Origin of the sequence: Listeria floridensis FSL S10-1187 (assembly GCF_000525875.1) — a bacterium.
In the GTDB taxonomy this organism is placed as follows: Bacteria; Bacillota; Bacilli; order Lactobacillales; family Listeriaceae; genus Listeria; species Listeria floridensis.
Genome location: NZ_AODF01000024.1, coordinates 17722 through 30126, shown reverse-complemented (window position 1 = coordinate 30126; position 12405 = coordinate 17722). Strand labels below are relative to the sequence as shown.

General features: G+C 41.3%; 11 protein-coding genes and 1 pseudogene. 1 reads left to right on the top strand and 11 read right to left on the bottom strand.

Features of this window, described 5'->3' with window-relative positions; all coding sequences use genetic code 11:
* The 4 genes and pseudogenes from MFLO_RS09385 to MFLO_RS09370 form a co-directional block, all read right to left on the bottom strand.
* Window positions 1-702: a MucBP domain-containing protein gene (locus tag MFLO_RS09385; RefSeq protein WP_277619783.1), complete on the bottom strand. Its 702-nt coding sequence runs from the start codon at window positions 700-702 to the stop codon at window positions 1-3.
* Window positions 703-846: 144 nt separating this feature from the next.
* Entirely contained in the window at window positions 847-1218 is a 372-nt protein-coding gene (locus tag MFLO_RS09380; RefSeq protein WP_420912530.1) for a hypothetical protein, read from the bottom strand.
* 236 nt (window positions 1219-1454) lie between these two features.
* Window positions 1455-2150, bottom strand: coding sequence for a Crp/Fnr family transcriptional regulator (locus tag MFLO_RS09375; RefSeq protein WP_036097692.1), 696 nt, complete (start codon window positions 2148-2150; stop codon window positions 1455-1457).
* A 319-nt stretch (window positions 2151-2469) separates the two neighbouring features.
* A pseudogene (locus MFLO_RS09370) lies at window positions 2470-3218 on the bottom strand (SDR family NAD(P)-dependent oxidoreductase).
* Between the two features lie 181 nt (window positions 3219-3399).
* On the opposite strand from MFLO_RS09370, the gene MFLO_RS09365 reads away from it, so the two are divergent.
* The gene (locus MFLO_RS09365; RefSeq protein ID WP_036097691.1) at window positions 3400-5082 is read left to right on the top strand and encodes a DUF6044 family protein; all 1683 of its coding nucleotides are present in this window, start codon (window positions 3400-3402) and stop codon (window positions 5080-5082) included.
* A 24-nt stretch (window positions 5083-5106) separates the two neighbouring features.
* Here MFLO_RS09365 and MFLO_RS09360 read toward each other — a convergent pair whose 3' ends face one another.
* The 7 genes from MFLO_RS09360 to MFLO_RS09330 form a co-directional block, all read right to left on the bottom strand.
* Complete coding sequence (locus tag MFLO_RS09360; protein ID WP_036097690.1) at window positions 5107-6162, bottom strand: Gfo/Idh/MocA family protein; 1056 nt, start codon at window positions 6160-6162, stop codon at window positions 5107-5109.
* Window positions 6163-6181: 19 nt separating this feature from the next.
* The gene (locus MFLO_RS09355; protein WP_036097689.1) at window positions 6182-7150 is read right to left on the bottom strand and encodes a sugar phosphate isomerase/epimerase family protein; all 969 of its coding nucleotides are present in this window, start codon (window positions 7148-7150) and stop codon (window positions 6182-6184) included.
* Complete coding sequence (locus MFLO_RS09350) at window positions 7147-7881, bottom strand: ThuA domain-containing protein (RefSeq protein ID WP_036097688.1); 735 nt, start codon at window positions 7879-7881, stop codon at window positions 7147-7149. The genes MFLO_RS09355 and MFLO_RS09350 overlap by 4 nt, the downstream gene beginning before the upstream one ends.
* Window positions 7882-7896: 15 nt before the next feature.
* Window positions 7897-8967, bottom strand: a complete 1071-nt coding sequence (locus tag MFLO_RS09345) for a Gfo/Idh/MocA family protein (RefSeq protein WP_036097687.1) — start codon at window positions 8965-8967, stop codon at window positions 7897-7899.
* 62 nt (window positions 8968-9029) lie between these two features.
* Complete coding sequence (locus MFLO_RS09340) at window positions 9030-9920, bottom strand: AraC family transcriptional regulator (RefSeq protein ID WP_036097685.1); 891 nt, start codon at window positions 9918-9920, stop codon at window positions 9030-9032.
* A 92-nt stretch (window positions 9921-10012) separates the two neighbouring features.
* Window positions 10013-10744: an MIP/aquaporin family protein gene (locus MFLO_RS09335; protein ID WP_036097684.1), complete on the bottom strand. Its 732-nt coding sequence runs from the start codon at window positions 10742-10744 to the stop codon at window positions 10013-10015.
* Between the two features lie 283 nt (window positions 10745-11027).
* Complete coding sequence (locus MFLO_RS09330) at window positions 11028-12377, bottom strand: Nramp family divalent metal transporter (RefSeq protein WP_277619782.1); 1350 nt, start codon at window positions 12375-12377, stop codon at window positions 11028-11030.
* Window positions 12378-12405 lie beyond the last annotated feature (28 nt).

Genomic DNA, 12405 nt, shown 5'->3' with positions numbered 1-12405 from the left:
TTAAACTCCTTTTCTCTTGTCAATGGTTCCTAATAAATCTTTACTTTCCAAAATAAGCAAAGCTCCTATCACAATATCAAAAACCGAATCTACATCTCCCGTACTCGGAAGGCTTCCATGCGTTTGTCGATATTTGACTTTCGCCACGCTTTCTTGCCGCCGATGAAACACCGACTCCGTTCGAACATCTTTCAGCCTACACAATGACCCTATTTTCCGGAGCACCAGTTTCAGCCGCTTTTTCTCTAACAGGCTTCTGTTGAGACTTCTGCCCAGTTCCGGTTTCTTGCTTCCAAGCTCTTCCATTAAGGCTATTCTGTCCCTCTTGAGGGTGGCTATTGAAACTATTTTCGCATAAACAAAAGTTACAGGTTCATCCTCAGAACGGAACTCTCCAGGTTGATTACCCGATATCCGCCTTAAGCGATAACCCGGAATATCTTTTGCTGTTGCCACATAATGACTTCCGATGTCTTCTTTAAGCACAGCCGTTTTTTTAATCACGTTCCCTTGTCCATCTTGATAGTTGATCGTAACCTGACCTTGACTTTTCCCATAAGTCAAGATCATAGTTTGCGGTTTTGTTCCAAATGTTCCATTCACATTGCCGCTTGTGTTTTGCAATTTGTATCCATATATCTCAGGTATTGAAATGGTATACGGCTTGCCAAGCGTGCCTTCAAGATTTGCTGCTGGTTTAATATCCTATCCAGAAAGCTGATCGACATCTCTTACCGTAACCTCGCCTTTCTCAGTTGCTGTATGAGAAACAGTAAAACCGCCATCCAGAGTATTCGCATTATAATAGCCCAGCATCAAATATACATATGATTTTTTAGAAGCATACTATTTTATTGTAAGAACATAGTCCTGATCTTGATCAGCGACAATTGTATTTGTATACGGTTTAAGCACGTTATCTCGTGAAGAATCTGCTGTTTTCACTTTCTCATTGAAATCAATGGTTGCAGTAACTCCTCCAGTAACACGAAGACCATAATACCAATTGATTTTGTAAGTCTCACCTTTTCGCAAATGAAAAATACGTTGCGCCTCAAAAGTTGAGTTTCCAATATTGGCAAAGTTGATAAGCGCCGAATTTAACACAAGTCCTCTTTGTTTATCCAGCTTTTGCCTTTCCATAAATACATCTTCAACAGGTATATTTAAGTCATACGTATACTTCAAAACCGTCCAGTCATTTGAAACATTTTCAATCGGCTGAGGTTTTGATCTTCCCTATGCCTGCGCTTCATTTGGCATTACCATCCAGCACAAACATGTCGTTAAAACAATGAGCAGTGAAATTACTATCCTCTGTGCAGAGTATCTTCTCATTATTGTTGACTCACGAGATAAATGCTTCATACCAAAACTTAATAGCTCCTTTCTTTAAATTTAGCTAGTGCCCTTAGTATATCTAGTTGTCAATACCACCTCCTTAACTGCTTTACTTAGCGGACGTAAATCCCTTGATTCTCTTTCACAGCAAGCCTCATTACTCGCACACACACAATAATTTGACGCTTGTTCATAAAAATCATATTCTCATTAGTTAATTTCTTGCAGATCTTTGAAAATGCTGTCGGATCCACATCGCAATAATCAGCTAACAAATAATGGTTAATCGAATTCGGTACTTTAAAAAACTCACATTGGGCATCTGCCCCTAGTGCATAAGAAATATTCAGCAGACCAATCATCACACGATCCTTTTGATATTTGCCGTTAATGCCCATCTTCACAATAAAATGATGCAAATTTCGAGTCAGCTTTTTGATGATAAATTCCATGAAAATCGGTCTAATTGATAAGTAATCCATAAAAAATTGTTTATCCACCGTTATTAATTCGCAATCCGTCAATGCTTTAAGCGTAAACTTGTTTTGCTCTTTTAAAACAAAAGCCTGATCAAAATCGATTAATTCTTCTCCCGCATAAAAATCAACCGCCTTTTCTTGTTTTTTAACGTGCATGAACTTGACAATGTATCCTTCCTCTAAAATTAGTATCCTGCCGCAATCTTCTTCGATCAGTTCATTTTTAACATATGTTTTGCGACGTATTTGTTCCCGATTTAGCGCATTATGCTCAAGTTCCTGAATAATGTCTGCTAGTGCAACTTCTTTTTTAATCTCTTTTCTATACATAATTCCACCTCTTGTTTAAAAATATCACTTATGAATACACACTAACTTGAAAATAAACATCTATCTCTTTTTAATTGTTAACAATTCGTTAAATAGCATGTAAAAATATATTTTCTCTCTGAAACGTCAGACTTTTATTCACAAAAAAAGCTGTAGATTTTCATCTACAGCTTAGCCTCATCATTATTCTATTTTTCCCCATCTTCACTTTTCACCATCCTCCATTCCCGTCAACTAGCAATTGTACAGAAATAGAATCCATTTATCCACAAAAAACTTCTTGAATCCGCAGATTCAAGAAGTTTTTTTTGATTTATGATTACATTGTAAGCGCTCCACCATCAACCAAGTATTCGCCTCCTGTGATAAAACGAGCTTCATCAGAAGCAAGAAATAGCACACAATAAGCGACATCAATTGGTTGACCAATATAAGGCAGTGCACCGCTTGATGCGGCCGCTTCTTTACTTTCCGTTGTTTGCAGAACATCCTTAAGCATTGGAGTATCAATTGTACCCGGATGAACTGAGTTTACGCGAATTGATTCCTTACCATAATCTAGCGCCGCATTTTTAGTAAGTGTTCGGACAGCTCCTTTACTGGAATTGTAGCTGCTCCGCCAACCCCATATATTCCTGACAGCGAGGAAATATTTACGATAGAACCGCCACCATTTTCCTGCATATTAGGAATCACATATTTCATGCCGAGAAAAGTTCCTGTCGTATTAATAGACATTATTTTCTCAAACTCTGCCTTACTGATTTCCGTAATCGTTTTAAAACTTAAAATCCCCGCATTATTTACGAGAATATCAATTTTCCCAAACGCTTTTATTCCTTCAGCTACAACATTTTCCCAGTCTTCTTCACTCGAAACATCTTGCTTAAGCGCCAATACAGAACCGCCATTTTCTTTAATTTGATCTGCCAATTTATTTAACTCTTCCACTTGCAAATCCGTCATGATTACCTTTGCACCTTCTTTTGCAAAAAGTTCAGCTTCTGCTGCCCCTTGTCCGCGTGCTGCTCCGGTAATTAATGCTACTTTTCCACTTAAACGACCCATGTTGATTCTCCCCCTTTAAATTGTTTACTACAATTTGAGTATACCGCTTGCAGTAAGCGCTTTCAATTTTAAAGCTTGCTTGTTTTTTCACAATTTCTACAATTAACAATATAGTTTCTCAACATGTTATTAGTAGTGTTATCTAAAAAATGAATGTATGATAAATAATGGAGGAGATGCTATGATAAAAAGATTAGATAAAAAAACACTCATCATTACACTTCTGCTTCTTTTCTTATTCATGTTGCCGCTCTTTGTACTTGGTGGGAATAGTCATGTACGAATTCATGATAATTTGGATTCGAATGTGGCTTGGTACAAAATGCTACTTAACAGCGGAAATTACACAGCAGAAGTTGGAACTGCCAATATTCCACAAATTATGGGCGGCGCACCTTCGCGCGATATTTTTGACTCTGAGTTTGTTGGTATCGTTTGGCTTTATGCGCTTTTCAATACCCCAACTGCCTTTTTCATCAGTCAGCTGATAACACGAGTTTTTGCCTTTTTAGGAATGTACCTTTTGGCGCGTGATTATCTTGTAAAAGAAAATAAATTTTTACCGCTCGCTGCTTTCGCTTCACTGACCTTTGCACTCACACCATTTTGGCCATCAGGAATGCTTAGCACACTCGGAATGCCGCTTGCACTTTGGGCTTTCTTGAATATTCGTAGCGGAAAAAAAAGAGTTTCGCATATATTTATTTTGACTTTGCTCCCCTTCTATTCCAGCTTTATTTTGGGGTTTTGCTTCTTTTTATGCGGCATCTTTATTTTATTCTTGTTTGACTGGATTAAGAAAAAACAATTTAATATCCGTTTTTTAGCAAGTGCGCTTTATATGACGTTGATGTATTTGGTTGTTAATTATCGCTTTATTTATACCATGTTCATTGGTGGTCCGCCTGATTCGCGCACTGAATTTGAAGTACCCAAACAATCATTTTCACATTCTGTCATTTTATCATTGAAAAATTTTGTTTTCGGGCATACGCATGATCAAACTATTTCTTGGTGGATTATTTTACCGACTATACTTATCACTTTTATTTTAATCATTGTTCGAAAAGAATGGAAAACCCAAAAACTGTTTATCGGCTTATTTTTATTTAACCTGGCTCTATCGTTTTGGTATGGTTTTTGGTGGAACGAAGCTTGGGCCCCGCTAAAAAATAATTTCGTTTTACTACGCGAATTTAATTTTTCTCGTTTTCACTTTTTGCACCCTTTAATTTTTTACAGTTTATTTGTTTTAGCTCTCGTTTATCTTGCTCAAATCAATTCACTGCTTAAGAAAGCAGCCTATGTTCTCGTTGCCTTGCAGATTATTGTTTGCTTTGTTTATAATCCTGAAATTTATTACCGTTATCCGACGGCTACGCCAACAATTAATCAATTTTATGCTGAAAAGCAAATGCAGGAAATTAAAAATTACATTGGAAAACCTCAAGATAGCTACCGAGTTGGCAGTATCGGACTTCATCCTGCCATTTCTCAAGAAAGCGGGTTTTATACCGTTGATGGCTATGTCAATGCTTACCCGCTCAAGTATAAACGTGAATTTCGTAAAATAATCGCACCTGAACTAGAAAAAAGCAAATCGCTGAAAGATTATTATGATGGTTGGGGCAACCGCTGCTACTTATTTTCTTCCGAACTTGGAAAAAAATATTTATACAGTAAAAACTCACAAAAACGAATTCACCACTTGTCACTTAACATCGCTCAATTTAAAAAGTTAGGCGGAAAGTACATTCTTTCGAGTGTTCCAATCGAAAACGCGCCACAAACCGGTTTGCAATTTGAACGCTCATTCAGCGACAGTGCTTCCTACTGGAAAATCTATCTTTATCGAGCAAAATAAAAAGAGCTGCCGCGGCAGCTCTTTTTATTTGTCGAATCCCTTCACGACTTCATTTGATTCAGCTGCTTTAAAAATTGCCTCAATCAAACGAAGTACACGAAGGACTTCTTTATTCTGAATCATCGGTTCTGCTTTCCCTAAAATGACGTCCCCGAAATTATCATACAAGCTTTGCTCTAACACATCCGGTTTTGGTAATTCGAGCTGTTCGACAGCATCCTCATGCGGCGGTGCCATTGTTTTAGTCAAACCTTGTCCCGCTTTAATCGGCACCGGCTGGACTTTTTCTGCCGTATCCACCATTTTCACAATCGAACCACTTAAATCCCAATCTTCAATCACCGCCGTTCCAGATGTCCCTTTCAAATACCAGCGTGGCAATTTAATGAAGTTTGTCGTCCCAACTTCAATCAAAGCCGTCACACCATTTTCAAACCGAATCGTACTGCTAAATCCGTCATCCACTTCATCACCAAGCACATAACTTAAATCAGCTGAGACACTTGCTATTTTAGAATCCACCATAAAGAGTAGTTGATCGAGCAGATGTACACCCCAATCAAGTAACATTCCGCCACCTTGAGCCTTCAAATGACGCCAATCTCCCGGGATACCATTAGCACCTTGCACACGCGATTCAATCTGAAAAATTTCACCAATCGTTTTCTCTCGGTTCATCCGTCTTACCATCAAGAAATCCTCATCCCAGCGCCGATTCTGATGCACCATAAAAGTTTTTCCGGTCTGTTCAGCAACCGCTAGAATCTCTTCTAACTCTGCACTTGCAATCGTGACTGGCTTTTCAGAAAGAACATGTTTCCCTGCTTTAAGCGCTTGAATTGCCAAGTCTTTATGCACATCATTCGGTGTTGCAATCAAAACAGCATCCGCTTCTGAGTCCGCCAAAACCGCTTCATAGTCCGCATAAGCTTTAAGTCCGCGCCTTTTAATTTCCGCTTGCTTTACCGCATCAATATCGTAAGCACCAAGAATTTCGACATCCTTGCTCGCTCCCGCAAGCTCCACATGATAACTGCCCATGCCGCCGAATCCGATAATTACCAACCGAATCTTTTTCATTTTTTAAGATCCTCCTTCCCTATGCCCACCACATATCTGCTGGGGTTTCGCGTATTAAAATTGATTTCAAATTAGAAGCCGCGCGATTAAAACCTTCATCAATCGACATCAGCGGATCTTCATGTTCAATACTCACCACATAATCGTATCCATAAGTCCGAAGCGCACTCATCATTTCAGACCATTCCGCCAAACTGTGACCACAACCGACCGAACGGAACGTCCAAGCACGTGTTTTCACATCCCCATAAGGTTGCATATCCGTTAAGCCATACATATTGACATTATCTTGATCGAGATACGTATCTTTTGCATGAAAATGATGAATCGCTCCTTGTTCCCCGAGAATTTTGATTGCAGCAACCGGGTCAATCCCTTGCCACCAAAGATGACTTGGGTCTAAATTGGCGCCGATCGCATCACAAGTTTCTTCACGCAGTTTCAAGATTGTATATGGCGTATGACACAAAAATCCGCCGTGAAGCTCTATCCCGATTTTCACACCGGCATCTTCTGCTAACTTGCCGATCTCTTTCCAGTACGGAATTAGTTTTTCTTCCCACTGCCAAGCCTTCATATCGCTATAAACCGTCGGCCATGGAATCACCGGCCAGTTAGGTGCTGTCGCGCTGTCGCTATCGCCAGCCGTTCCCGAGAAAGTATTCACAACCGGAACCCCTAGGAGCGCTGCGAGTTTGATCGTCTTACGCAAAATCAAGTCCGCTTGTTCGCGCTCCTCCTTGACCGGCGAAATCGGGTTATCATGGCAGCTTAGTGCGCTGATCGTAATTCCTTTTTCAGCAAACTTCGAAAGATAAGCTTCCCGAGCCGCTTCACTTTCAAGAAGCTCATCCGTATTGCAATGGGCATTTCCCGGATTTCCTCCCGTGCCGATTTCAACCGCGTCAAGCCCTGCATTGGACACCTTTTCAAGCATTTCATCTAAACTTAAATCCGCAAAAAGCGGTGTAAACACGCCTAATTTCATTGTTCATTTGTCCCCTTTCCAATCGGATAAACCGCTTCTTCATGCCCATAAGTTGGATAAGCACGGTTGCCCTTGCTGCACCAGTTTACGCCGTTAATAATGACTTTCTGTACATTTTCATTATAATAAGTCGGATAGGATTCATGTCCCGGCTGAAAGTAGAAAATCCGCCCATTGCCGCGTCTATATGTCAGCCCGCTACGGAAGACATTCCCACCTTCAAACCAACTTAGAAAAATGGTTTCATCCGGCGCAGGCACATCAAAATATTCGCCGTACATTTCTTCCTTTTCAAGCTCAAACGCTTCCGGAATACCGCTCGCAATTTCGTGACTTGGATCAACCACAAAAATCCGTTCCTTTTCATCCGCTTCACGCCACTTGAGGTCACAGCTCGTTCCCATCAAACTCATAAAAATCTTTGACATATGACCAGAATGAAGGACAACAAGCCCCATTCCACGAAGAACATGATGCTTTACACGTTCCACAATTTCATCCGCCACTTCGCCGTGCGCCATATGTCCCCACCAGATCAACACATCCGTTTCACTCAAAACCGCTTCCGTCAGTCCATGTTCTGGCTGATCGAGCGTTGCCGTCTTTGTGTGAAAACCCGCTTTTTCTAAAAAAACAGCCAGTTGCCCGTGTATCCCTGCCGGATAAACCTTGCGAACTAATTCGCTTTCCTGTTCATGACGAAATTCATTCCAAACCGTTACATGTACCATCCTAACCATCCCTTTCTATTTGAAAAATACGGGTTCTCCCGTTTGCGACGACTTATAAATTGCTTCCAAAATTTCCGTTACAACAAGTGCCTCCTCCGGTTTCACAACTGGTTCCTTGTCATTTCGTACCGCATCAATCCAAGCTTTTGCTTCAAGCAGTTCTGCTGTTTCGCCCGCTCCGTCATAAAAATCCACTCCGCCAGTTTCAAGATCCACATGCTTCGTATAAGTCAAGCCGTGCTCTTCCCCGTTTATCCGCAGCCCATCTTCCATATCTGCTCCGCCAAGAGTTCCGCAAAGCGTCGTTTTTGCTTCGCCAACATCAAGCGAGTTAAGCGCCCAGCTCGATTCAAGCACAATCGTCGCCCCATTTTCCATCGTAATAAAACCAAAAGCCGAATCTTCGACCGTGAATTTTTCTGGGTCCCAAGCTCCCCAAGCATTTGCAGCATTTTTAGTTTGAGAAAGTTTATGATAGCTATTTCCTACCACATATTTCGGTTTGTAATTTTGCATCATCCAAAGCGTCAAATCAAGCGCATGCGTTCCAATATCAATAAGCGGTCCACCACCTTGTGCTTCCTCGTCCAAAAAGACACCCCATGTCGGCACAGCACGACGTCTGATTGCTTTTGCTTTTGCATAATAAATTTCGCCAAGCCGTTCCTCGGCACAGATCGCATGTAGGAAACTTGAATCCTTGCGAAAGCGGTTTTGATAGCCGATCGTAAGTTTCTTTCCGGTTGCATCCCTTGCCTCAATCATCGCTCTTGCTTCTTCGGCCGTTTTTGCCATCGGTTTTTCACACATCACATGTTTATCCGCATAAAGCGAAGCAATCGTAATTTCTGCGTGCGAAATATTTGGCGTACAAACATGCACGACTTCAATCTCCGAATCCTTTAAAAGCTCACGATAATCTGTGTATACGCTTGCATTTTTACTTCCAAAATCACGTTTCGCCTGCTCCGCACGTTCTGGAATCGTATCACAGAAAGCGACCATTTCCACGCCTTCCACTTGTTTCAAACTTGGCATATGTTTACCGTTTGCAATCCCGCCGCAGCCAATAATTCCTACTTTCATAAAAAAATCCCCCATTCGTTTTGTATAGCTTAATCATACAAAACAAATGGCGGAATTTCGTCCTACTTTCTTGTCCGATTATTCCCGTATATTGTCTTCCTATATTTCAGCGGCGCCATCCCCATTGCCCGCTTAAACGTGTGATGAAAGGTCTTCACACTGCTGAATCCGACTTTTTCAGCTACTTCGATAATTGGAATTTCTTCATTCAGTAAAATCCATTTTGCTTTATTCAAACGATAATCATTCAAAAACGTCACAAAAGTCATCCCAGCATTACGCTTAAAGAACTTTGTAAAATAATAGCTGCTGAATCCGATCTCATCTGCCACTTCTTGAAGCGTAATCGGATTTTGATAGTTCGCTTCGACATAAGAAAAAATTTCATCCAGTTTTTCAAGTGTTTCTTGCGATTTCAGCACAATGTCGTCACGCAGCACGCTTTTTTGCTTACTTGGTTCTGTTGGGAAACTGCGGTACATCAGCGTAATCAGCTCGAATAGTTTAGCTTTGATCGAATACAGGTGGCCGGCTTGTTTGGCTTCACTTTCGAGAAGCATTTCTTGGATCAGCCGGCCGACTTGCTGTTCAATTTGTTCGCCCCACGTTCGGCTGAGTAAGGCGCGCTCGGAAAAGAGCTTTCGTAAATTTGTGTCCGTTTGGTTTAATAAATCTTCTGCTTGAAATAAGGCCAAATCAAATTGAATCACGATTCGTTCGCTGTTTGGCGATGCTAGGAAATAGTGAACGTCACCACCGTTAATGATTTGGATTTCACCGGCATGAAGTTCAATCGGAACATCATTGATGCCAAGATTGAGACTGCCGTGAATCACATAAATTAATTCAATTTCTTTATGCCAATGCGGATATACCAGTACTTCTCCGTCATTTGTAAAGACACGAAACGGGAATTCTTTATTTAAATTTGGGATTTCTAAATAGTTGCCCATAAGAATCCCCCCTTTCTTCGATTCATTCTTCTTTATTTTACTATAAAAAAAGAAGCAGACAAAGTTTTCACTTGGTCGGCTTCTGACTTATTTTATAAAAAGACAACTTGATAAAGAAGAACTGCAAGTATCCCCGCTAAAATCGGAGCAACAACTGGAATCCAGGCATAACTCCATTCTGAACTTCCTTTATGTTTCAGTGGAAGAAGCGCATGAAGAATCCGCGGCCCTAGATCCCTCGCAGGGTTCAGTCCAGGCCCTGTTGGCCCGCCAAGGGAAGCTACGAGTGTCCAAACAAGGAAACCAAGCGCTAAATGGGCTGTTCCTAAGTTATCTGCAAAAAAAGGTGCTTTTGTGATGCCAAGTGCGCCGAAGAAAAGTACAAACGAGCCGACAAATTCGTTTATAAACCCATTCGTTTTGCTTCGCACAGCATTAATCGTCGAAAAGGTTCCTAAGATATGATCTGGCGAAGTCGTTTGATCATAGTAAGGTTTATAACAAGCCACCACGATTAGCTGACCAACCATGGCACCTGCAAATTGCGCGATAATGTAAGGTACAACTTCTGCCCACGGGAAAAGTCCTGCTACAGCTAGTCCGATCGTGAAGGCCGGGTTAATGTGGTTGCCGCTTATGCCACCAAACATCATCGCTGGAATCATAACCCCGCAGCCGTAACCAACAGCTATTAGCATCCAGTCGCTGCCAAACCCTTTCGTTCCTTTTAAATCAACATTTGCTACTGCACCGTTACCTAAGATAATGAGTAAGGCGGTTCCAAAAAATTCGGCCAGTAAGCGCGTCATCAGTGTGTAATCCAATTTAATTCCTCCATTTGCTTAGAATTTCACAAAAAACTTTACGGAGCGCTTTTAAACAGACGAAGCAAAAACTCGCTAAGCTGTGTGAAATTGATAAGCAAATCAAGCTGCGGCTTTTTAAAAGCGCAATAATCAAATTCATTATACGCCTCTCGATTGATTTAGCAAGTCTTGTAAAGAGCCAGTGAAAGCGATTTAGATGGCGGGATAATCTAAATGAAAAGGCTTAATTGTTCTTTTGAAATTTTTTGGCATAAAAAAATCACGCGTTTTCGCGTGATTTTTAACCTAAATCTTGTCCAGTAATGAAAATATAGCCGAGCAAGAAAATATTGAGTGCTATGATAACTGCTGTTACAATCCAAGCAATGATTTGCACCGGAATTGAATTTGCAAACTCGCCCATTTTCTTTTTGCTGCTTGTAAAGAGCACCAGTGGAACGACGGCAAACGGTAATTGCAAACTTAAAATCACTTGGCTCCACAGAAGTAGCGAACCGGTTCCTTTTGCACCGGAAATCAGTGTGACAATGAAAACAGGGATAACAGCTAGAAGCCTTGTTATAACCCGTCTTAGCCAAGGTTTCATTCGCAAATGAATAAAGCCTTCCATAACGATTTGGCCGCTGAGTGTTCCTGTGATGGTTGAATTTTGCCCGGATGCAAGCAAAGCAACAGCAAAAAGCGTGCTAGCAAGCCCAATTCCAAGTGTTGGACCAAGCAGTTTATAAGCCCCTTCAATTTCCGAAACATCTAGTCCCGTTCCGTGGAAAGCGGCTGCGCCTAAAATCAAAATCATCGAATTAATAACAAAAGCAACGGTTAGGGAAAAAGTGGAGTCGATCTTAGCAAATCGAACAGCTTCTCGTTTCCCTTTAGGCGTCCGTTCATATTTACGCGTTTGAACGAGCGATGAATGCAAATACAGATTATGAGGCATAACTGTTGCACCAAGAATCCCAAGTGCGATAAAGAGCATCGCTGGATTCGTTACTACTTCTGCATGAGGGAGATAGCCTTCAAGCAGTGCAGATACGTTTGGATGCGAAGCTGCCATCTCGAATGCAAAAATGACAAAGATTGTTGCCATGAGCACAATAACGATTGATTCGATGATCCGAAATCCTTTACGTTGCAAAAGCAAAAGCAAGAGGACGTCAAGTGTCGTGATCGCAACGCCACCAAGGAGCGGTATCCCAAACAGCAAGTTCAGCGCAATCGCTGACCCAATTACTTCGGCAATGTCGGTCGCTATGATCGCGAGTTCCGTTAAAATCCACAAAACCACAGCCGTTTTTTTCCCAACAGCTGCTCTTGTAGCCTGTGCCAAATCTTTCCCGGTTGCAATCCCCAGTTTCGCGGAAAGTGACTGCAAAAACATGGCAATTAAATTGGAAAGTAAAATGACGCTGAGAAGTGTATATCCAAACCGCGCTCCCCCAGCAATCGAAGTCGCCCAGTTGCCCGGATCGACGTAACCTACTGCAACGAGTGAGCCCGGCCCCATAAAAGCGAGTAGTTTTTTGAAAAAACCTGCATTTTTAGGAATCGCAATGGAGCTATTTACTTCTTCAAGACTGACATTATGTGTCTTCGTAATCCAAGCTTCTTTTTCTTTCTTTTCTTTCATGATGACTGTTTCCTGCTCCATAGTCTATCCT